At 70.3% G+C, this 19,620-nt stretch carries 20 protein-coding genes, 1 tRNA gene and 1 pseudogene; 9 read left to right on the plus strand and 13 right to left on the minus strand.

Annotated features, from left to right (window positions below):
• Nucleotides 1-30: 30 nt before the first annotated feature.
• The 6 genes from J2744_RS10780 to J2744_RS10805 form a co-directional block, all read right to left on the minus strand.
• Nucleotides 31-1,107: a CNNM domain-containing protein gene (locus J2744_RS10780; RefSeq protein ID WP_210113364.1), complete on the minus strand. Its 1,077-nt coding sequence runs from the start codon at nt 1,105-1,107 to the stop codon at nt 31-33.
• A gap of 55 nt (nt 1,108-1,162) precedes the next feature.
• A complete protein-coding gene (gene hisS, locus J2744_RS10785; RefSeq protein WP_210113365.1) occupies nt 1,163-2,485 on the minus strand; it encodes a histidine--tRNA ligase in 1,323 nt (440 codons plus the stop codon).
• 99 nt (nt 2,486-2,584) lie between these two features.
• The gene (locus J2744_RS10790; protein ID WP_210113366.1) at nt 2,585-5,002 is read right to left on the minus strand and encodes a methyl-accepting chemotaxis protein; all 2,418 of its coding nucleotides are present in this window, start codon (nt 5,000-5,002) and stop codon (nt 2,585-2,587) included.
• Nucleotides 4,999-6,258 (minus strand): ABC transporter substrate-binding protein, encoded by a 1,260-nt coding sequence (locus J2744_RS10795; protein ID WP_210113367.1) that lies wholly within the window; start codon nt 6,256-6,258, stop codon nt 4,999-5,001. Before J2744_RS10795 ends, J2744_RS10790 begins: the two co-directional genes overlap by 4 nt.
• 330 nt (nt 6,259-6,588) lie before the next feature.
• On the minus strand, nt 6,589-7,182 hold the full coding sequence (locus J2744_RS10800; protein WP_210113368.1) for a DUF7411 family protein: 594 nt from the start codon (nt 7,180-7,182) through the stop codon (nt 6,589-6,591).
• Nucleotides 7,183-7,536: a DNA-binding protein gene (locus tag J2744_RS10805; RefSeq protein ID WP_210113369.1), complete on the minus strand. Its 354-nt coding sequence runs from the start codon at nt 7,534-7,536 to the stop codon at nt 7,183-7,185.
• A 141-nt stretch (nt 7,537-7,677) separates the two neighbouring features.
• On the opposite strand from J2744_RS10805, the gene J2744_RS10810 reads away from it, so the two are divergent.
• Nucleotides 7,678-8,823 (plus strand): 60S ribosomal export protein NMD3, encoded by a 1,146-nt coding sequence (locus J2744_RS10810; protein ID WP_210113370.1) that lies wholly within the window; start codon nt 7,678-7,680, stop codon nt 8,821-8,823.
• 101 nt (nt 8,824-8,924) lie between these two features.
• On the opposite strand, the gene J2744_RS10815 is transcribed toward J2744_RS10810, so the two are convergent.
• Nucleotides 8,925-9,116, minus strand: coding sequence for a UPF0175 family protein (locus J2744_RS10815; protein ID WP_008441523.1), 192 nt, complete (start codon nt 9,114-9,116; stop codon nt 8,925-8,927).
• A gap of 83 nt (nt 9,117-9,199) precedes the next feature.
• On the opposite strand from J2744_RS10815, the gene J2744_RS10820 reads away from it, so the two are divergent.
• Nucleotides 9,200-9,370 carry a surface glycoprotein gene (locus tag J2744_RS10820; RefSeq protein WP_210113371.1) on the plus strand — a complete coding sequence of 57 codons (171 nt, stop codon included), beginning with the start codon at nt 9,200-9,202 and terminating at the stop codon, nt 9,368-9,370.
• A 42-nt stretch (nt 9,371-9,412) separates the two neighbouring features.
• On the opposite strand, the gene J2744_RS10825 is transcribed toward J2744_RS10820, so the two are convergent.
• Complete coding sequence (locus J2744_RS10825; protein ID WP_210113372.1) at nt 9,413-11,317, minus strand: helicase C-terminal domain-containing protein; 1,905 nt, start codon at nt 11,315-11,317, stop codon at nt 9,413-9,415.
• An 89-nt stretch (nt 11,318-11,406) separates the two neighbouring features.
• On the opposite strand from J2744_RS10825, the pseudogene J2744_RS15500 reads away from it, so the two are divergent.
• A pseudogene (locus J2744_RS15500) lies at nt 11,407-11,634 on the plus strand (hypothetical protein); the annotation flags it as partial.
• A 33-nt stretch (nt 11,635-11,667) separates the two neighbouring features.
• Here the strand turns inward: J2744_RS15500 and J2744_RS10830 are convergent.
• Nucleotides 11,668-12,132 (minus strand): DUF302 domain-containing protein, encoded by a 465-nt coding sequence (locus tag J2744_RS10830; protein ID WP_210113373.1) that lies wholly within the window; start codon nt 12,130-12,132, stop codon nt 11,668-11,670.
• 153 nt (nt 12,133-12,285) lie between these two features.
• Between J2744_RS10830 and J2744_RS10835 the strand changes: the two genes are divergently transcribed.
• Nucleotides 12,286-12,729 (plus strand): desampylase, encoded by a 444-nt coding sequence (locus J2744_RS10835; RefSeq protein WP_210113374.1) that lies wholly within the window; start codon nt 12,286-12,288, stop codon nt 12,727-12,729.
• A 47-nt stretch (nt 12,730-12,776) separates the two neighbouring features.
• Here the strand turns inward: J2744_RS10835 and J2744_RS10840 are convergent.
• Both J2744_RS10840 and J2744_RS10845 read right to left on the minus strand, forming a co-directional pair.
• Nucleotides 12,777-12,851, minus strand: a tRNA-Glu gene (locus tag J2744_RS10840).
• A gap of 183 nt (nt 12,852-13,034) precedes the next feature.
• On the minus strand, nt 13,035-14,111 hold the full coding sequence (locus J2744_RS10845; protein WP_210113375.1) for a zinc-binding metallopeptidase family protein: 1,077 nt from the start codon (nt 14,109-14,111) through the stop codon (nt 13,035-13,037).
• A 109-nt stretch (nt 14,112-14,220) separates the two neighbouring features.
• On the opposite strand from J2744_RS10845, the gene J2744_RS10850 reads away from it, so the two are divergent.
• Nucleotides 14,221-15,255 (plus strand): zinc-dependent metalloprotease, encoded by a 1,035-nt coding sequence (locus tag J2744_RS10850; protein WP_210113376.1) that lies wholly within the window; start codon nt 14,221-14,223, stop codon nt 15,253-15,255.
• Between the two features lie 16 nt (nt 15,256-15,271).
• On the opposite strand, the gene J2744_RS10855 is transcribed toward J2744_RS10850, so the two are convergent.
• On the minus strand, nt 15,272-15,697 hold the full coding sequence (locus J2744_RS10855) for an SHOCT domain-containing protein (protein WP_210113377.1): 426 nt from the start codon (nt 15,695-15,697) through the stop codon (nt 15,272-15,274).
• Between the two features lie 103 nt (nt 15,698-15,800).
• On the opposite strand from J2744_RS10855, the gene J2744_RS10860 reads away from it, so the two are divergent.
• The gene (locus tag J2744_RS10860) at nt 15,801-16,454 is read left to right on the plus strand and encodes a non-canonical purine NTP pyrophosphatase (protein WP_210113378.1); all 654 of its coding nucleotides are present in this window, start codon (nt 15,801-15,803) and stop codon (nt 16,452-16,454) included.
• 58 nt (nt 16,455-16,512) lie between these two features.
• On the opposite strand, the gene J2744_RS10865 is transcribed toward J2744_RS10860, so the two are convergent.
• Entirely contained in the window at nt 16,513-17,853 is a 1,341-nt protein-coding gene (locus tag J2744_RS10865) for an aminotransferase class III-fold pyridoxal phosphate-dependent enzyme (RefSeq protein WP_210113379.1), read from the minus strand.
• A gap of 246 nt (nt 17,854-18,099) precedes the next feature.
• On the opposite strand from J2744_RS10865, the gene J2744_RS10870 reads away from it, so the two are divergent.
• The 3 genes from J2744_RS10870 to J2744_RS10880 all read left to right on the plus strand — a co-directional run bounded on the left by J2744_RS10870 (nt 18,100) and on the right by J2744_RS10880 (nt 19,553).
• Nucleotides 18,100-18,462, plus strand: a complete 363-nt coding sequence (locus J2744_RS10870; RefSeq protein WP_210113442.1) for an Hsp20/alpha crystallin family protein — start codon at nt 18,100-18,102, stop codon at nt 18,460-18,462.
• 154 nt (nt 18,463-18,616) lie between these two features.
• Nucleotides 18,617-19,255, plus strand: a complete 639-nt coding sequence (gene deoC / locus J2744_RS10875; RefSeq protein ID WP_210113380.1) for a deoxyribose-phosphate aldolase — start codon at nt 18,617-18,619, stop codon at nt 19,253-19,255.
• A gap of 73 nt (nt 19,256-19,328) precedes the next feature.
• Entirely contained in the window at nt 19,329-19,553 is a 225-nt protein-coding gene (locus J2744_RS10880) for a hypothetical protein (protein ID WP_210113381.1), read from the plus strand.
• Nucleotides 19,554-19,620 lie beyond the last annotated feature (67 nt).

Consider the following 19,620-nt stretch of genomic DNA (forward strand, 5'->3'; position numbering starts at 1 on the left):
CTCGGAGGCACGCGCCACCGCGTCGTTCCGTTATAAATCACCGGCGTCCAGCGGGTCCTCCAGCTGGCCCATCACCGCCTCCATGGCGTCGGTCGCGGTGATCAGCCCGACGACCTCGCCGTCCTCGATGACAAGGGCGAGCTCCTGTGACTCCGCCTGGAACTGGTCGAAGGCGTTGCTGACGCTCGCGTCCGCCGAGATCGTCATCGGCGGCGCGGCGACGTCCGCGAACGTCAGGTCGCCGTTCCGGAGTTCGTCGTAGCGGCTCACGATCGAGGGCGCGTACACGATCCCCTCGAAGTCGCTCAGGTCGTCGCCGACGAGCGGGAAGCGGCTGTGCGGGGTGTCGCGGATCCGGTCGAGGTTCTCCTCTGCGGAGACGGTCGTCGCCAGCGAGACGATTTGGTCGGCCGGGGTCAACACCTCCCGCACGGCGAGTTCGTCGACGTCGAGCGCGTTGAGGACCTCCTCGCGGCGCTCCTCGGGGAGTTCGACCTCCTCCATCATCGAGCCGAGGCGGTTGCGGAGTTGCGCGCGCGTCTCCAGCACCTCCTCTTCGGCCTCCGTCCACGAGCCGGTCATCTCGACGCCGAACAGTCCGAGAGTGGCCTTCGCGACCCAGTCGCCGAACTTGATCAGCGGCGAGATGCTCCAGGCGAACCAGTAGAGCGGCCGGGAGCCGTACTCCGCGACCTGCTTCGAGCGCTCGACGCCGAGGTACGTCGGCGTCTGCTCGCCGTGCGTCAGGTGGACCATGTTGATGATGAAAAAGCCGAGCAGCGAGCCGGCGCCGGCGGACGCGAGCGCCGTGTTCTCGAATATCGGCGCGAACAGCGCGGCGAGTCCCGGCTCGGCGACGATCCCGAGCGCGATGGAGGTCCCGGAGATCCACACCTGACAGGTGGTGAGGTAGAACTCCAGGTCGTCGGTCATCTCCCAGGCGCGCCGCAGTCCGGGCGTGTCCATCTCCGACTCCGGATACTGTCTGAGGCGCGTCAGGCCGAACTCGATCGCCACGAAGTACGCGTTGATCAGGATGAGGGCGACGCCGGCCGCCACGCGGAGACCGACCTCGACGGGAGGCATCGCTGTCGCAAGCGGGATCATCGTCTCACCGATCTCAGTGCGTACTTAAAAATGGTCGAGGACGCGGGACGACCCGCTACGCGTAGTCCTCGTACGTCGGCAGCCCTTCCTCGGGCGGGAACTCCTCGACCGGGACCGTCGTCTCGTCGCCGCTTTCCATGTCCTTCACCGTGTACTCGCCGTTCTCTAAGTCGCGCTCGCCGACGACCACGACCGTCTCGGCGTTGATCGAGTCGGCGTAGCCCAGCTGGGCGCCGAACGAGCGGTCGGAAACGTCCTGCTCGACGACCACGTCGTCGCCGAGCGCGCGGAGGTCGCTCGCGAGCGCGGCCGCCTCGCTCCGCGTGTCGCCCACCGAGAGGACGTAGTAGTCGGTCGACAGCGCCTCGTCGGGCCAGACGCCGGCGCGCTGGCAGAGGAGCTTGAGGGTGGCGTGGCCGGGCGCGACGCCGACCGCGGGGGTCGGCTGGCCGCCGAAGCTCTCGATGAGGTCGTCGTAGCGGCCGCCGCCGAAGACGGACCGGGACACCTCGCCGGTGGAGTCGAAGCACTCGAAGACGACGCCGGTGTAGTAGTCCAGCCCGCGAGCGGTCGTCAGGGAGACCTCACAGAACTCGCCCGCGCCGAAGTCGTCGGCCGCGGCGAGCACGTTCCGGAGGTTCTCGACCGCGTCCTCGACCGACTCGTCGCCGGCCTCCGCGACCGCGTCGAGGTCGGCGACCGTCTCGACGCCCGAGATGAGGTCGTCGAACTCGCGCGCGGTGTCGCGAGAGAGACCCGCGTCGGAGAGGAGACCGATATACTCGCCGTCGTCGACCTTCGCGCGCTTGTCGACCGCGCGGATCGCGGCCTCCGCGTCGACCGCGTCGGGATCGGCGGCGAGCGACCGGACGAGCCCGCCGAGGATGTCGCGGTGGGAGACGCGGAACTCGAAGTCGTCGCCGGTGAGTCCGAGGTCCGTGAGCGCGTCGGCCGCGACCGCGAGCACCTCGGCGTCGGCCTCCGGCGCCGAGGAACCGAACACGTCGATGTTCGTCTGATAGAACTCGCGGAACCGGCCCTGCTGGACCTGCTCGTAGCGCCAGAACGGGCGGGTGGAGACCCACTTGATCGGCTTCGACAGCTCCTGCCCCCTCGCGACGACCATCCGGGCGACGGTCGGGGTGAGTTCGGGCGTCATCGAGACGCCGCGGCCGCCCTTGTCGTCGAAGGCGTACAGCTCCTCGACGATCTCCTCGCCGGACTTGTCGACGTACATCTCCGTCCGCTCCAAGGCGGGGGTGGCGATCTCGCGGAAGCCGTGCCGACTCGCGGCGTCCTCGATCGCGTCGGTCACCTCGCGGCGGGCGGACTGCTCGCCGGGGTAGAAGTCGCGGAATCCCTTGAGGCCGTCGTACATAGGCGTCGGTTCGGCGGTCGCCCGCTTGAAAGCATCCTTTCGGGGGCGACCGCCGGCCCAGCGGACACGAGGGGCGGGCGGAGCAGGCCCCCCGCGCCGTCAGTCCGAGTTCGCCTCGCCCGTCGGAGCGGCGTCGCCGGTTCCGGGGTCAGCGACCGCCGGATCGGCAGTTCCCGGATCGGACGCCGGGGAGTCGAGGGATTCACCGTCGCCGTCCGCCGGTGCCACCTCCGCGTCCGTCTCGAACCGGTCGAGCGTCTCCGAGAGCCGGGCGGCGCGCTCGGAGAGCGACGAGACGGAGTCCGAGACCTCCGCCAGCGAGGTCGTCTGCTCCTCGGCGGCCGCGGCGACGGTGTCCGCCTCGGAGGCGGTCTCCTCGCTGATCGTCGCCACCTCGTCCGCCATGGAGACGACCTCCTCGGTGGAGGCGGCCTGCTCTTCGGTCACGTCGGAGATCTCCTGGACCCCGTCGTTGGTCTCGTCCGCGAGGTCGGCGATGTGTTCGAGGTCGTCGACGGCGGCATCGACGCGCTCCGCGGCGTCGTCGATCTGGTCGCTCGTCGACTCGACCTCGGCCGTCGACTGGTCCATCCGGGCGCGGATCGCGTCGATCCGCGACTCCGCGGTCTCCGCGGCGTCTTTCACCTCGTCGGACAGCGCCTTGATCTCCTCGGCGACCACCTCGAACCCCTTGCCGGCCTCGCCGGCGGAGCGGGCGGCCTCGATGTTGGCGTTCAACGCGAGGATGTTCGTCTGCTCCGCGATCTCCGTGATCCGGTCTATCAGCTGGTCCACCTCGCTCACCTCGTCGTCGAGCGCGTGGATCGCCGCGACCGCCTCTTCGACGGTCTCCTCGGTCGTCTCCATCTCGTCGATCGCGTCCTCGGCGGCCTCCTGTCCGCGGTTGCCCGCCGCCGCCGTCCGCGCGGCGGCGTCGGCGACCTGGTCGGACGACGAGGCGACCTCCTCGATCGTCGCCGAGAGGTCGCTCATCTCGCCGCTCACCTCGGTCAGCGACTCGCTCTGGTCGGCGGCACCCTGCGATATCTCGTCGACCGACCCGGCGACCTCGGAGGCCGTCTCGGCCACCTCCTCGGCGGAGGCCGTCGCCTGCTCGGACGCCGAGGCGACCTCGTCGGCGAACGTCGAGAGGCGGGCGTACGTCCGCTCTATCTCCGCGATCATCCCGTTGAACTCCTCGGCGATCGCCGCCATCGCCTCGTCGTCGGTGTCGGTCCGCATCCGCGCGGTGAGGTCGCCGTCGGCCGCCTCCCGCATCGTCTCGCCGTAGTCGTCGGCGGTCGACTGCAACCGGTCGTTGCGCCGCGCCATCCGCTCGCGTTCGGTCTCCGCGGCCTCCTGTGCGGTCTCCGCCTCGTCGATCTTGGTGCTGAGGGAGTCGCGCATCGCGCCGAAAGACCCGTACAGCCGGCCGATCTCGTCGATTCGGTTCGTCTCCAGGTCGACCGAGAGGTCGCCGGACTCCATGCGCTCCGCGCGGTCGCGGAGGTCGCGCAGCGGGCCGACCGTCTGCCGGCTCAGGGCGAGTCCGACGACGACGAGCGAGAGGAGTCCGGCGCCGATCACCGTCAGGACGCTGGTTCCCACCGTGTCGCTCGCGGCGAAGGCCTGCGCGGTCGGGACGGTGGTGACCGCGACCCACTCCTTGTCGCCGGTCGAGGCGTACGCCGCCACCTCGTCGTCGCCGCGCTCGAAGTCGGTCCCGTCGCGGGACGCGCCGAGCTCGGCGACGACGTCGCCGTCGGCGTTCAGCGTGGCGTTGCCGCCGGAGAGAATCGTCTCGCCGTCGGCGTCGACGATCATCGTCTCCTGGTCGGCGTGGAGCTTCCGGAGGTTGTCGACCCGGTACTCCAGGGTGCCGACCAACACGACGACGCGCGACTCCTCGCCCTCGACGGGGCTGGCGAACGCCATCACCTGATCGCCCATGGCGCTCGACTCGTAGGCGGTCGGCGAGTGCCACACGTCGTTCGAGGAGGTGAGGTCGACGCCGGGTTCGACGTCGGTCCACGGGGCGTCGACCCCGTCGACCGACTCGCCGCGCAGCGCGGGCGACGTGCTCGTGACGACGCTCCCCGCGGCCGTGTCGACGAGGTGGATCGCCCGCACGTCGACCGGGAGCTGCGCCTGCTTCTGGATCAGCTCTCCCTCGGCGGTCCCGGCGTCGGCCCCCGAGAGCGCCTGCGTCGACGAGACGGAGCGCGTGTGGGTCTCCATCGAGACCGCCCACTCGTTGATCGAGTCAGCGTGCATGTCCACCGTCGAGGTGAGCTGCTGTTCGGCGTCCCGCTCGACCGTGGCTTCGGCGCTCGCGTAGTTCACGCCGCCGACGGCCGCGAGGACGACCACGACGAGGAGAATGGAGATGACGAACTTCGCCCGGTAGTTGCGCCGGATCACGCCCGGCGTGAGCCGCCTCGCGACCCGGCCGACGACCGAGTCGTCGGCGTCGTTCGGGGCGTCGTCGCCGCTCTCGCGGGAGCCGGGATCGCTCATTCGCCCACCTCCGGGGAGACCGCCTCGATGACGTTGATCCCGTCGGCGTCGTACCGGAAGTACTCGTAGTCGATGCCGGAGACGTCGCCGTTCTCGTCGAACACTATCTCGCTCGACGCCCCCCGGTACTCGACCGGGTCGCCCGCGGCGGCGCGGCGCACGCCCTCGGCGAGGGAGTCCGGCGTGACCTCGGTGCCGCCCTCCGAGACGACGTTCCGCATCTGCTCGCGGATCGCGCCGCCGTCGTTCTCGCCCGCGGCGGCGTTCGCGAGGAGGAGCACCGCCGCGGCGTCGTACCCGTTCGCGGTGAAGATCCCCGGAGCGCTCCCGTACTCGGACTCGTAGCGCTCGGCGAAGGTCTCGTAGCCGGGACCGTTCGAGGACGGGGCTGTCCCGTAGACGTTCGACATCGGTTCGCCCACCTGCTCCGGGAGCGACGGGTCCATCATCCCGTCGGTGGTGAAGACGGTCTCCTCGCCGGCGTAGCCGTCGTAGTAGTGGCCGAATATCTCGACGCCGTCCTCCGGGTAGCCGATCACGAAGAGCAGGTCCGGCTCGCCGGAGAGCGCGGTCGCCAGCGGCTCCTCGTACTCGTCGGAGAACGACACCTGTCGCTGTATCTCGCCGTCGAAGGACGTGGCGAAGGCGCCGGAGAGTTGTCGTCCGTAGTCGCCCGCGATGAACAGCGTCGCCGCCGACGACGCGCCGTGTTCGTCGGCCGCGAGCCCCGCGGCCACGACGGCCTGCAGGGAGTCGTCGGGCGCGGTCCGGAAGCTGAAGCCGCGGTCGTTGAGGATCGAGAGCGTCGGCGTCGTGCTCGCGGGCGAGCAGTTGACGACCTCCGACGGGATGGAGGCCTGCTGGACCGCCTGGAGGGTCACGTCGGAGCCGAGCGGTCCGGCGACGGCCGGGAACCCGGCGTCGACGAGCGTCCGCATCGCGTCGATCCCGCCGCGAGCCGTCGTCTCCGAGTCCTCGATCTGCCACTCGACGTCGGCCTCGATCTCCGAGGCGTCGAGCTGTTTGCCCGGGAGCTCGACCGCGTCGGCGATCGGCGTCCCCACTGACTCCAACCCGCCGGAAAGCGCCATCACGCCGCCGTATCGGAGGGTTCGCTCCGACAGAGGCGTGCGGCGATCCTCGGTGCGTTCGGCGTTCGATCCGAGACAGCCCCCCAGCCCGAAGGCGGCGGCTCCGGCCGTCGCGCCAAGCAGCTCGCGGCGGCCGCGTTCCGGTATCGGTCTGTTACGACACACACGCCTCCGGAATCAGCTCCGGGTTTTAACCCCTCAGATCGAGTTATCGTATTCGATAAATTGTTTTGAGACACATAATCAAGGGCCGAGAGAACGTGTAACACGGCATCAGGCCCGAGAGTTGTCTATTATCGATCACGACACACCAGAGACAGAATTTGAGAAACGGAGTAGATCGAGACGGAGAGAGATCGATCGGCGGTGACGCCGCGTCCCGGGACTGCCCTCGATGTCCTCCCGCCCTCGATGTCCTCCCGCCCTCGATGTCCTCCCGCCCTCGATGTCCTCCCGCCCTCGATGTCCTCCCGCCCTCGAAGTCCTCCCTCGCGCTCAGTCGTTCCGGCCGTGGACGTACGTCTGGTCGTGGTCGGGGAACACGTCGCCGACGGTCTCCGCGCCGTACTCGTCGGCGATGAGCGTCCGGAGCTCGTCCTCGTAGTCCGCCTTCGGGACCTCCTCGCTGGGTCCCTGCTGGACGTCGAAGGTGGCGTCGACGAGCTGGTCGACCGCGTGGCGGCCGAACCCGGAGAGCGGGGAGATGTAGTCGATCTCGTTGCGGTCTTCGAGGCTCTGCGCCTGCGCCCGCGACACCGTGGGGACGCGGTCGTCGCGGCGCGTCCCGTCGGCGATGGCGTCGACGTCGAGCGCGGCGATGGTCTCTAAGGCGTGCTCGTGGACGCGCTGGATCCCGTTCCGGGGGTAGCCGTCGGCGACCATGGTCTCGGCGGCGCTCTCCGCCACCTCGCGGTCGAGATCGACGCGCTCGAACGGGAATCCGAGCTCGGCGGCCGCCCGCTCGGCGTGCTCCCAGTCGTCCGTAAGCCCGAAGCTCCCGGTGACGCAGCGCACGTCGTAGAACCGGTCGAGCAGGTGGGCGGCGAGCGAGGAGTCTTTCCCCCCGCTGTACAGCAGCGCCAGCTCCATCTACCGGCGGCGGATGTCGAAGCTCTTCTGTTCGGGCTGGAGCTCTTTGAGCAGGTCTCGCATCTGGTCCTCGTCGATCTGCCCCTGAATACGGCCGCTCTGCGCCAGCGCGGCGACCTGTTTTTTCACCTTCTCGCCGAACTGCGGCTTCGACATCTCGACCGCGTTGAGCCGCTGGCGCGCGCCGTCGGTGAGGTGCTGTTTCAACACTGCCTCCTGCTGGGCCTCGGCGCGCTCTTGGGCCTCCTGTTGGGCCTCGGCGGCGTCGCCCTCGCCGCCCTGGCGCTCGCGAAGCTCTTCCATCTTCTGTTCGCGCAGTTCCTCGAGCCGTTCGTCGTCGGGGTTGCCGCTCATACGCGTCCGTTCTCGGTCCGTGCGAAAAACCATTTCGGAGGTCGCGACCAGCGCGGATCGGCCGGAACCGCGCTCGCGGTCGGCGGCGCGGACCGCCGCGGTCCGCGTCGTTTAAACGGATCCTCGGCGTAGCCGGCGTCAATGAGCGAGTCGCGGGAGTTCTGTCCGCGCTGCGGCGACCCGGTCCCCGAGCGGCGCGACCCCCTCCCGGGCGAGCCGCGCGGGCGTGACGCGCTGCTGTGCGACGACTGCTACTTCGAGGACTTCGACCTGGTCGACGCCCCCGACCGGATCGAGGTGCTGGTCTGTTCCGGCTGCGGCGCCGTCAGGCGCGGCGAGTCGTGGCGGGACGTGGGCGCGCGCGACTACACCGACGTCGCCGTCGACGAGGTCGCGGAGGCGCTCGGGGTCCACGTCGACGCCGCGGACGTGGAGTGGGGCGTCGAGCCGGAGCAGGTCGACGAGAACACGGTCCGGATGCACTGCCGCTTCTCGGGCGTCGTCCGCGGCACCCTCCGCTCGGCGGAGGTCACCGTCCCGGTCAAGATCTCGCGCGGGACCTGCGACCGCTGCGGGCGCATCGCCGGCGGCTACTACGCCGGGATCGTCCAGGTCCGCGCCGACGAGCGCGACCTCACGCCCGCGGAGCGCGCGGAGGCGCTCGAAATCGCCGAGACGTACGTGGCCGACCAGGAGGCCGACGGCGACCGCGAGGCGTTCATCACGGAGGTGGTGGAGACCGACGACGGGCCGGACATCAAGCTCTCGTCGAACCGGCTCGCGCAGAACGTCGCGACGCGGATCACGGAGTCGCTCGGCGGGAGCTTCGAGTCGTACCCGACGCTCGTCACCGAGGACGGCGACGGCAACGAGGTGTACCGCGTCACGTTCGCGGTCCGGCTCCCGAAGTACGCCGAAGGCGAGATCGTCGACCCCGAGGACGGCGACGGACCGGTCCTCGTCACGGGCGTCTCCGGCCGCCTCCAGGGCGTCCGTCTCGCGAGCGGCGCGGAGTACACCTCCGCGTTCGCGGACGCCGAGGCCCCCGACGCGACCCGGCTCGGTACCCGCGACGACGCGACGGAGACGACCGTGGTGACCGTCGAGGACGAGAACGCGATCCAGGTCCTCGATCCCGTCACCTACGAGGCGAAGACCGTGCCGAACCCCGCGTTCGTCGACGACGACGCCGATTCGGTGCTCGCCTTCGAACACGGCGGCGAGGTCCACCTCGTGCCGGAGGAGGGAGCGGAACCGACCGCGCCGTCGCCGCGAAGGCGAGACTGACTGGTTCTCGGGGTTTGTTTCGGACGAGAAACTGATCGTTCGTGGGAACGTGTCGAAAAATCGGGTCCGCGGGTCGCGTCGCGACGAAAACGCGTCGCGGTTCAGTCGGCGCGAGCGGGCTGTTCGCGGCCGAGCGCTGCGGCGCGCTCGGAGTCGGTTACCTCGATGCCGCGGCGTTCGAGCTGCTCGATGAATTCGGCCTCGCTGAGTCCCGCCTGTGCGGCCGCCTGCGACAGCGTCAGGGTTCGCGCACCGTACAGCGTCAGCGCACTCGACAGCCCGTTCGTGGCCATACACACAGTAGTCGCGTGAGGGATTATGAAGGTTACTACTTCATTGAGGGGCCTGATACACCTTATACGATATATATTGACGAATGATCGACGCGGAGATCATAATACGACCCGCGCAGCACCGCTCCTCGCCCGCAGGAGTTATACGGTTCTACGGTCGACAGGCGCGCATGGACAGACAACAGATCATCGCGGTGTTTTTCGCGCTACTCATGGTGAGTTCGATGGTGGCGTACGGCGTCTCCCTGCTGTAGCCGACGGCCCTTCCCGTCCGGCCGAAGCCGCCCCGCCCCTCGTCAGCCGTCGCCCCAGACGTCGGATAAGGGGTGGTTCTGTCGACGCTCCGCGTCCTGCTCGGAGCGGGTTCGGACCGACTCGTCGCCGGTCGTCCCGCTGTCGGCGGTCGCGTCGCCGTCGTCGCCTCCGCGACCCGCGTCGCCGCCGGACGAACGGTTCGCGCGGGCGCCGGCCGACTCGGATGAGTGCCGGCTCCGCCGCCGTCCCGCGCCCACGCCCCCCGCCGGAGACGCGTCGATACCGGCGAGCGCCGCCTCGGGGTCGAACACCGGTAGCGACGGGTTCGTCATCGCGTCGACCTGGTCGCGGAACCACGAGGGCGTGTCGGTCTCGGCGCGGTCGAAGAGGTCGAGCAGGGAGTCGTCCGCGAGGTACGTCGCGCCGTAGTCGTCCGGGGCGCGGACGACCCGCCCGCAGGCCTGAATGACGGTTCGCAGCGCGGTGCGGTTGTACCACGCCCACTGGCCGTCCTCGAGCCGGCGGGCGACCCGCGAGTCGTTCGTGTTCCGGTACGGCGCCTTACACACCACCTGCCAGCGGCAAAGGTCGCCTTTCAGGTCCAGCGCCTCCTCCATCTTCACGGAGACGAACACCTCCGGGTCCGAGCTCGCCTTCCACGCCTCCAGCTCGGCGTCGCGGTTCGCCCGGTCGTGACGCCTGACGCGCGCCGCGACGCCGAACTCGCCGAGGCGCTCGGTGAGCCGCTCGGCGATGTCGTACGAGTGCGCGTGGATCAGCCCCTTCTCGTCGGGGTGTTCCGCCATCAGCCGGACGATGAGTCGGGCGATCTTCGGCACCGTCTCGTCGCGGTGTTCGTACGTCATCGACCCCTGCGTCACGTCGTACAGGGGGCGGTTCGCGAGCGAGAACGTGTGTTCGACGTCGACGAGGGCGACGTCGGCGGGGTCGAGACCGACGCCGCGACAGAACGCCTCCTTCGAGAGGATCGTCGCCGACAGCAGCGCGAACCGGTTGCCGCGGTCCCACACGGTGTGCCTGAGGTACCGCGCGGGGTCGAGCGGCTTGATGTCGATCGACGTCCCCTCGCCCCCCGGCTGGTCGACGACCCACGAGGTCGGCGACTGCGGGTCGCGGTAGTCCTCGAGGAACCAGCCGAGCTCGCTTATCAGCTCCTGGAGCCGGTCGCGCCGGGCGACCTCCTCGCGGTCGAGCTCGGGGCGACCCACCAGCTCGTCTTTCGCGCGGATCGCGGCGTCGCGGAGCGCCTCGACGAACCGCGCGGTCCGGTCGAGCGCGTCCTCCTCCGGGCCGGCGTCGGCCGCCACGTCGGGGACGCCCACGTCGTCCCACACCGGGACGCGCTCGGGCGATATCTCGATGGTGGCGTACATCTCGGCCCACTCCGCCAGCCCGTGCGCCTCGTCTATCACGACGACGTCGCGCTTCCGGAACACCTCGGAGCCGGCGGTGCGCATGAAGTAGGCGAGGGTCATGGCCGCAAAGCGGTTGCCGGAGGCGATGGCGCGGTCGGAGAAGTACGGACAGCGGTGCCGGATCGAGCAGTCGAACCCCTGCTGGCGCGCGCAGGGCGCGCGGTTCACGGGCGTGTCGTGCTCGCCCGGGAGCACGCAGTCGTAGTTCGACTTCCCGCGGATCACCGCCAGGTCGTCGAGTAAGTCGTCGGCCTCGACGTCGTCGATCTGCGACACCTGCGGAGTCGTGTAGTAGGCCCCGGTCGCCTCGCTGGGGGCGGCCTCTCCCGCAGTCTCGGCCGCGCCCATGATCGCGCGGGCGAGCAGCGACTTGCCGCTGCCCGTCGGCGCGCGCACCAGCACGACCCGGTTGCCCGCCGCGAACGCGTCGCGGATGTCGGCGAGGGCCCGCTCCTGCGCGCCGCGGAAGCTCGGCGCGGGGAACTCGTCGGGGATCCGGCTCGGGTCCACACGACGCCCTCGCGCGCTGGCGGAATTAAATCCTCGCTTGGCGGACCGGCGCGACAGCTATTGGTAGCCGGAGACCGAAACGAGGGGAGATGAGCGACGACGGGATCCTCGGATCGCTGTCCGCCGTGGGCCTGCTGAGCCTCTGTTGTCTCGGGTTCGGCGGGCTGGCGGGCGGGGCGGCGGTGGTCGGCGGGTCCGCGTCCGCGAGCGCGTTCGCGACCGGGGCGACGAGCGCCCGCGGCGCGCTCGTCTCCGGGGCCGTCACCTTCGCGACGGTCCTCGTCGCCGCCGCGGTGGTGCGGTGGCGGCTGAACCGGTCGAGTGAAAAGTGGGGTCGGCGGCGGAGTCGATCACTCCCGCCCGTGCGTCTCGATGTTCTCCCAGACGGTCGCCATCAGCTCGCCGGTCTTGGCCACGAGGTCCTCGACGGCGTCCTCGTCGACCCCGGCGGCCGACGCGCAGCCGAGGTCCCGGATCGCCTTCGTCGCCGACACGTGGTGGACGTGGACGCGGTCGTCGCCGGCGCGCTCGTACACGACGGTGGTACACGGCAGCATTCCGGCGAGCGTGGGGTCGATACGCAAGGCGTCGTACGCGATCTCGGGGTGACAGACCACGATCAGCGCCGTCCGCTCGACGTCGTCGCGGCCGAGCATCCCCTCGATCATCTCGTCGAGTCGCGTGACGCGCACCGTCTCGAAGTCGGCGAGCTCGTGTTCGAGCTGGACGAACGGCACCGCGTCCTCGAAGGGGAAGTCGACGGTCGTGTGGAGCGCCTCGTCGGCGGTCGGCGCGGGGAGTGCGGCGTCGCTCATGCGGACTTCTCGCACCCCATCCGGGTAAATCCGTTTCGCCGTCTCAACAACTGCCGCTACCTCCGACGGGAACCGACGCCCGCGGAGGCCGCCGCCCCACCGATAGGACCGGCGCCGAGACGGACTTATCCGGGACCCGCCCGTTGTCCTCCCATGATCGAGTTCGACCGCGGGGCCTACGACGACGTGGTCCGGCACGCCGACGCGGGCGGCGCCAAGGAGGTCTGCGGCGTGCTGGCCGGGACCCGCGGCGACGGCGACGGGGAGAGCGTCGTCGCGCGCGCCCACGAGGCGGAGAACGTCGCCGACGCGCCCGCGACCCGGTACCGGATCGACCCCGAGGAACAGCTCGAGCTGTTCGAGGCGATCGAGGCGGCCGGGCGCGACGTGGTGGGGTTCTACCACTCGCATCCGACGGGACCGGCGGCTCCGAGCGAGACGGACGCCGCGCGAGCGACCTGGCCCGGCTACTCGTACGTCATCTGCGCGCTGGACGGGTACCCGTTCGTCGGGTCGTGGCGCTGGCGAGGGGACGAGGAAGCGTTCGAGCGGGAGACGGTCGCGGTGCGGAGCGAGGGGGTTGGCGCCCGCGACTGAGAGGCGTTACCCGACGCTCGTCGATTCCACTCGCTCCGTTCGAGAAATGCTCCGGCTGGGATTCGAACCCAGGTCATCACCGTGAGAGGGTGATATGATTGGCCGGACTACACCACCAGAGCGCACGTCCGTTCGACGCGTTCTACGGTATGAAAGGAGATTGTAAAACTGTTCCGTTTCGACGCCGCCGTGCCCCGGTTTGTCGTGGCGAGTGGGGCGGGAGCAGACGGATCTCGAAGCGGGCCGGGAGGAGGCAGATCCCGAAGCGGGCGGCGGCGGACGCGCCGGGTTTCGCGGCGACCGAGTCAGATATCGACCGCGAACGGATCCGCCGCGTCCGCGGCGTCGCCCGCCGCGGAACCGATCGCCGCGAGGAGGTCCGCGACCGCGTCGAGGTCGTCCGTGTCGATCACCTCGACCGGCGTGTGCATGTACCGGTTCGGGATCGAGACGTTGAGCGCGGGGGTCCCGCCCCGCGTCGTGTAGAACGCGTCCGCGTCGGTGCCGGTGCGGGTGCCGGCCGCCTGTAGCTGGACGTCGACGTCGGCGTCTTCGGCCGCGTCGCGAGCGAGGTCGACGAGGACCGGGTGGTTCGCGCTGCCGCGGCCGATCACGGGGCCGGCACCGAGTTCGATCGGGCCGCGGCGCTCGCGGTCGACGTCCGGGTTGTCGGTGGCGTGCGTGACGTCGACCGCGACGAACGCGTCGACGTCGTCGAGGTCGACGCCGACCATCCGCGCGCCCTGAAGCCCGACCTCCTCTTGGACGGTCGAGACCGCGTAGACCGTGGCGTCGACGTCGGTCTCGACGGCGCGTCGGAGTCCCTCCGCGGCCGCCCACGCGCCCGCTCGGTTGTCGACCCCGCGGGCGGCGATCCGGTCGCCGACGAGGTCGCGGACGCCGGATGAGAAGGTGACCGGGTCGCCGATCTCGACGTGCTCGCGCGCCTCGTCGGCGTCCTCGGCGCCGACGTCGACGAACTGGCCGGCCACGTCCTCGTACTCGTCGTCGCCGCCGTCTCGGAGGTGGATCGCAGTCTGCCCGACGACGCCCTGGACCGGCTCCTCGGCGTGGACCGTGACGTGCTGGCCCTTCGAGACGGTTCGGTCGGCCCCGCCGATCCGCCCGATCCGGAGGAAGCCGTCGTCGAGCACGTCGCGGACGATGAACCCGATCTCGTCGGCGTGGCCGGTGACGGCGACCGTCGGGGCGTCGGGGTTCCCCTCGTGGACCGCGACGGCGTTGCCGTAGGCGTCGGTGTCGACCCGGTCCGCGAACCCGCGGACGTAGTCGGTCCAGACCCGCTGCGCGGCCGTCTCGAAGCCCGAGGGACTCGGCGTCGCGAGGAGGTCGTCGAGGAACGCTCTGCGCGTGTCGTCCATGTCCGTGGCAGTGTTGCGTTCGACAAGAAGACACCGGATCGCGAGCCTCGCCGGCGCGGCAGGTCCCGACCGACACAAGCGCTTTGGGGCGGCCGCCCGTCCGATCCGTATGGACATCCTCCGAAGCGTCCGGGCCGTCGCCGAGGCCGAGGGACCGGGCGTCGTCGACTGGGACCGGGCCGCGGCGGCCGCGAAGGACGCCACCGAACCCGGATCGGTCGCGCTCACCGACGCGGAGCGCGAGGGCTACGCCGCCGACGTCCGCGACGCCCGCTCGCGGCTGGCCGATGTGGCGGGGATCGAGTTCGACGTGCCCGACACCGTCGAGGTCCAGAACCGCCACCACTGGATCGACGCGAGCGTCGGCACCTTCCGGCGCGTGATGGACCCGATCGAGGCGGCCGCGGCGGACCCCGGCGGTCCGGACGGGGCGTTCGACGCGACGCCCGGGCCAGTGCCCGGCGCCGCGTTCGCGCGGGACCTCTCGCGGGTCGCCAACACGGGGTCGATGGCGTTCGCGCTGGGATTCCTCGCGCGCAACGTCCTCGGCCAGTACGACCCGCTTCTCCTCGCCGACGAGCCGGACGCCGACCACGGTCTCTACTTCGTCCACCCGAACATCGTCGCGGTCGCCGCCGCGCTCGACGTCGACTACCCCCGGTTCCGCCGGTGGATCGCGTTCCACGAGGTGACCCACGCGGCCGAGTTCGGCGCGGCGCCGTGGCTCTCGGAGTACCTCGAATCCCGCGTCGAGCGCGGGATCGAGGGGATGGTCGGCGGCGCGGGGGGCGCGGGCCGCGGGCTCGACCCCGACGCGTTCGCGGAGCTACAGACCGCGATGATCGCTGTCGAGGGGTACGCCGAGGTGCTGATGGACCGCGCGTTCGACGGCGAGTACGCTGACCTCCGGCGGAAGCTGGACGAGCGCCGCGGCGGCGGCGGTCCGATCCGACGGCTCGCACAGCGCCTCCTCGGACTCGGTCTCAAGCGCCGGCAGTACGAGCGCGGCGCCGCCTTCTTCCGGCACGTCGCCGACGAGCGCGGCATCGAGGCCGCGGGCGCCGTCTGGGAGCGCGCCGAGAACCTGCCGACCGCGGCCGAGATCGACGACCCGGGCGCGTGGATCGTCCGCGTCGATCCCTGAGACGCCGGAGTCCGACTCACTCCAGTTCGAGGTCGCGCTCGCGGCCCGCCTCGCCGCGGTCGGACTCGATCCGGTCGAACCGCTCGTCGAGGTCCTCGGTCGCCAGCAGCCGGTCGAGTTTCCGCTCGAACTCCGCCTCGTCTATCTCTCCGGTCGCGTACCGCTCGCGGAGCGCCGCGACTGGATGGTCCGCCGCGGTCGCGGCCGCCGATCCGTCGGTCTCAGTCGCCTCGACAGTCCCGTCGTCGGACGCGACGAGGGGGAACTGCTCGCCGAGCACCGCCACCAACGGGATGAGAATAAAGTACCCGAGGATGAACGTGGCGGGGATCAGCGGTCCCAGCGCGGTCGGCAGGAGGACGGCGAAAAGCGCCGTGAGCCCGAACGAGAGGACCGCGATGAGTCCGATGAGCCGCTTCTTCTCGAACGTGGGGAGGGCCATACGCGACCGATGTCGTCGGGTCGACAAAAGCGTACTGCCGGGGTCGGTCGATCCCTCATCCGCGACCGACGGCTATTCCTCGCGGGCGCGCCCACGCGGATCCGTGCTCAGGTACGTGACGACGAACCCGGGGAAGGTGCGCGAGGCGGAGCGGTACCTCCCGGACGGCTCGGTGGAGCGGCTCGACTTCGACTACACGGAGATCCAGGCCGACGGGCTCGGCCCGATCGCGGCGCAAGGGGCCCGCGAGGCGTACCGCCACGCCGACGCGCCGGTCCTCGTCGACGACGCGGGGCTGTTCGTCGAGGGACTCGACGGGTTCCCCGGTCCGTACTCCTCGTACGTGGAGGAGACGCTCGGGGTCGAGCGCGTCCACGAGATCGCCGCCGACCTCGACGACCGCCGCGCCGCCTTCCGGTGTACGCTCGGCTACTGCGACGGCGACGGGTTCGCCGCGACCCCCGACCCCGTCGACCGCGGCGACCGCGACGCGGCCGCCGCGGCGGGACCGGACGGGGAGGCGGGATGCGGGGACGGCGACGCCGACGCCGACGCCGGCCCGCTCCCGGTCAAGCTGTTCGAGGGGTACGTGCCGGGTCGGATCGTCGCGCCGCGGGGCGACGGCGGGTTCGGCTACGACCCGATCTTCGAACACGACGGCGAGACGTTCGCGGAGATGGACACCGAGCGGAAGAACGCGGTGTCACACCGCGGTCGAGCCTTAGAGAAGTTCGCGGAGTGGTTCGCGGACCGCTGAGGATCGCCGAGTCGAGTCGCGGCGGGGACAGCCGAGTCGAGACTGCGTCGAGAGCGATTCAGGCCGCGTCCGCGATCGCGTCGGTGAGGAGGTCGCAGCCGAGGTCGATCTCGCGGTCGGTGACGTCGAGCGGCGGGAGGATCCGGAGGACCTCGTGGCCGCACGCGAGCGTGAGGAGGCCGCGCTCGAACGCGTTCTCCATGACCGCGTCCCGGCGCTCCTTGGTGTCGAACTCGACCGCGAGCAGTAACCCCTTCCCGCGGACGTCGTCGACGGGGTCGAGGTCGGCGTCGCGCATCGTCTCTTTGAACTGCCGGCCGCGCTCGACGGCGTTGTCCATGAGGTCCGCCTCCTCGATTGCGTCGAGCGTGAGCGCGCCCTGCGCGGAGGCGATCAGGTCGCCGGCGCCCCACGTCGAGGAGAGGCGACCGGTCTCCTCGGGGAACACGTCGCTGCGCGAGACGGTCGCGCCCACGCGAAGCCCCTTCGCGCTCGCGATCACGTCGGGTTCGTACGCGTAGTGGTCGGAGGCCCACATCTCGCCGGTGCGGCCGACGCCCGACTGGATCTCGTCGGCGATCAGCGTGATGTCGTGTTCCTCGGCGAGCGCCGCGATCTCGTCGGTGAACGCCTCCGAGGGGAAGCGGTAACCCCCCTCCCCCTGAATCGGTTCGAGGATGAGGTACGCCACGTCGTCGGGGTGGACGTTCCCGCGTTTCGGGTCGAGCTTCCGACGCAGTCGCGAGACGCCGTCCGCGAAGAAGCCGCACGAGCAGGTCTCCGCCGAGCAGGTCCGGTCGTCGCAGAACGGCACCTCCGTCACGCCGCTGATCTCCGGGAACTCGCGGCGGTAGACGGATTTCGAACGGTTGAGCGAGAGCGCGCCCAGCGTCCGGCCGTGGAACGCCCCGTCGAAGGTGATCGCGTACTTCGCGCCGTTCGAGGCGTCGTAGGCGATCTTGATAGCGTTCTCGACCGCCTCCGCGCCGGAGTTCGAGAGGAAAACGGTGTCCATGTCGTAGTGAGCGGTCAGGTCGGTCAGGCGGTCCATCAGCCCCGAGGCGCCGGGGATCCCGTCGCCGGGCGAGGGACCGCCCGCGGCGTAGAAGTCCTGGCCGGCGATCTTCAGCGGGTCGACGAGGTCGAACTCTTCGAGGCGGTCCATGATGAGGGGGTTGTTGTACCCGAGCGGCGCGGCGGCGACGTGGCTGGTGAAATCCAAGAGGACGTTGCCGTCGACGTCGGTACAGAACGGTCCCTCGGCCGGGGCGGTGCGGTCCCAGACGAACTCGTAGACGTAGGTGCTCGGCGCGGCCGACTCGTGGTGGTACTCGACCCACTCGCGAGCGCGCTCGCCCGGGAGGTCGCCGACGGCAGGCGCGGCGGTGTCACGATCCATGCGTCGCGGTGGCACGGAGATGGAATAAATCCGGGGCGATCGCGGAACTGTTGGAGAAATATCCAACACCGATCCGCCCGATCGCCCCCGCACGGCAACCCGGTCCGTCCGGGGGGCGTCCCGATTCGAGCGGTCGGTACGAAGGCGCCACCCGACCGTGGAATGTTGTATTTTACCATAACCCGTCAAATTTTTATAGAATCGCAACCATACTAGCAACTGAGTTCGAGGTGGTCAACGATGCCCATGCTCGAACCGGCGAACACGTGGACGCAAGGAGTCGACTTCCCGAGCCGACTGTTCGAATCCGGTAGTAACGACTACGAACTGTACGAGGAGGACGGCGAGTTCGTCCTCTCGGTCGAACTCCCCGGCTTCGACCCCGCGGAGATCACCGCCTCGTGGAACGACGGCGTGCTCAACGTCGCCGGCGAACACGAGGACGAGCGCCGCGGGACCCGCCGGACGTACCACCGGCGGTTCCGCTTCCCGAAGGCGATCGACGAGGACGGTATCGACGCCGAGTACCGGAACGGCATCCTGACGGTCCGGCTCCCCGTGACCGTCGAGAACGCCGTCTCCGGCACGGAGATCGAAATCGAGAGCTGACCGCGCGCTCGGTCGCGACCGGCGCTCACCGGTCGCTCCCACGCGTTCCCCCTTCCGCGTTTCGTAGCCCGTTCTTCCGCGTCGGGTAGCTCGGTTCCGAGACCCAGCGCCGCGACCCAGCACGCCTTTTAGCTCCCGCCGCGACGGGAGACGCATGAACCGCGAGGAGTTCGCCGCCAGCATCGACCACACCGTCCTCGGTCCCGAGACGACCTGGGCCGACGTGCGGACCGTTCTCGACGAGGCCGCCGCCCACGGGATGAACGCCTGTATTCCCCCGTGCTACGTCGCCGAGGCGGCCGAGTACGGGAGCGACCCCGAGGCGATCGCCACCGTGGTCGGGTTCCCGCACGGCCAGCACGCCCCGGCGGTCAAGCGCGACGAGGCGGTCGCCGCGTGGGAGGACGGCGCCGACGAGGTCGACGTCGTGATCAACGTCGGGCGGCTGAAGGCGGGCGACGACGGCGCGGTGGCCGACGAGCTCTCCGACGTCGTCGCCGCCGTGCCGGTCCCCGTGAAGGTGATCATCGAGACCGCCCTCCTCGACGACGCCGAGAAGCGCCGCGCCTGCGAGGCCGCCGTCGCCGCCGACGCCGACATGGTGAAGACCTCGACCGGCTTCGCGGACGGCGGCGCGACGGTCGCCGACGTGGAACTGATGAGCGAGTACCTCCCGGTGAAGGCCTCCGGCGGCGTCGGCTCCTACGAGGAGGCGGCCGCCATGTTCGACGCGGGCGCGGTCCGGATCGGGGCCTCCTCGGGCGTCGCCATCGTCGAGGGATATCCCGAGTGAGGACCGTCTCGCCGTTCTCCGAGGCTGAGAATCCCGCTGGAGGGATTTATGTGCGAGGCGCGTACGGCTGGGTATGAGCCACCAACCCGGATCGCAACGCTTCGACCTCGACGCGGCGTTCAAGGCGTTCGGCGCGGTCGGGATCGCCATTTCCGTCGCGCTCATCGTCGCCGTGTTCGCGCTGACCGACCCGTTCGGCGAGTACGTCACCGCGTCGCCCGCCGTCCTCGGTACCCTGCTTTCGGCCGTTCTCGTCGTCGCGGTCGGCTACACGGCGTACGCCCTCCGGCGGCGCTGACGGGAGCCGCGCGTTCCGTGTCCCGACCCCGACGCCGGGAGACATAAACCGCTCGCGGGCCGACGGT

The organism is Halorubrum trapanicum (genome assembly GCF_017873555.1).
Lineage (GTDB): Archaea > Halobacteriota > Halobacteria > Halobacteriales > Haloferacaceae > Halorubrum > Halorubrum trapanicum.

What these genes read in the sequence shown, in the direction of transcription:
- J2744_RS10800 (WP_210113368.1), bottom strand. Translation starts at nt 7,182, where the DNA reads ATGGAGCTGGCGCTGCTGTACAGCGGGGGGAAAGACTCCTCGCTCGCC.
- deoC (WP_210113380.1), top strand. Translation starts at nt 18,617, where the DNA reads ATGAACCGCGAGGAGTTCGCCGCCAGCATCGACCACACCGTCCTCGGT.
- J2744_RS10855 (WP_210113377.1), bottom strand. Translation starts at nt 15,697, where the DNA reads ATGGCCCTCCCCACGTTCGAGAAGAAGCGGCTCATCGGACTCATCGCG.
- J2744_RS10830 (WP_210113373.1), bottom strand. Translation starts at nt 12,132, where the DNA reads ATGAGCGACGCCGCACTCCCCGCGCCGACCGCCGACGAGGCGCTCCAC.
- J2744_RS10835 (WP_210113374.1), top strand. Translation starts at nt 12,286, where the DNA reads ATGATCGAGTTCGACCGCGGGGCCTACGACGACGTGGTCCGGCACGCC.
- J2744_RS10850 (WP_210113376.1), top strand. Translation starts at nt 14,221, where the DNA reads ATGGACATCCTCCGAAGCGTCCGGGCCGTCGCCGAGGCCGAGGGACCG.
- J2744_RS10805 (WP_210113369.1), bottom strand. Translation starts at nt 7,536, where the DNA reads ATGAGCGGCAACCCCGACGACGAACGGCTCGAGGAACTGCGCGAACAG.
- J2744_RS10880 (WP_210113381.1), top strand. Translation starts at nt 19,329, where the DNA reads ATGAGCCACCAACCCGGATCGCAACGCTTCGACCTCGACGCGGCGTTC.
- J2744_RS10790 (WP_210113366.1), bottom strand. Translation starts at nt 5,002, where the DNA reads ATGAGCGATCCCGGCTCCCGCGAGAGCGGCGACGACGCCCCGAACGAC.
- J2744_RS10870 (WP_210113442.1), top strand. Translation starts at nt 18,100, where the DNA reads ATGCTCGAACCGGCGAACACGTGGACGCAAGGAGTCGACTTCCCGAGC.
- J2744_RS10845 (WP_210113375.1), bottom strand. Translation starts at nt 14,111, where the DNA reads ATGGACGACACGCGCAGAGCGTTCCTCGACGACCTCCTCGCGACGCCG.
- hisS (WP_210113365.1), bottom strand. Translation starts at nt 2,485, where the DNA reads ATGTACGACGGCCTCAAGGGATTCCGCGACTTCTACCCCGGCGAGCAG.
- J2744_RS10865 (WP_210113379.1), bottom strand. Translation starts at nt 17,853, where the DNA reads ATGGATCGTGACACCGCCGCGCCTGCCGTCGGCGACCTCCCGGGCGAG.
- J2744_RS10820 (WP_210113371.1), top strand. Translation starts at nt 9,200, where the DNA reads ATGATCGACGCGGAGATCATAATACGACCCGCGCAGCACCGCTCCTCG.
- J2744_RS10810 (WP_210113370.1), top strand. Translation starts at nt 7,678, where the DNA reads ATGAGCGAGTCGCGGGAGTTCTGTCCGCGCTGCGGCGACCCGGTCCCC.
- J2744_RS10815 (WP_008441523.1), bottom strand. Translation starts at nt 9,116, where the DNA reads ATGGCCACGAACGGGCTGTCGAGTGCGCTGACGCTGTACGGTGCGCGA.
- J2744_RS10780 (WP_210113364.1), bottom strand. Translation starts at nt 1,107, where the DNA reads ATGATCCCGCTTGCGACAGCGATGCCTCCCGTCGAGGTCGGTCTCCGC.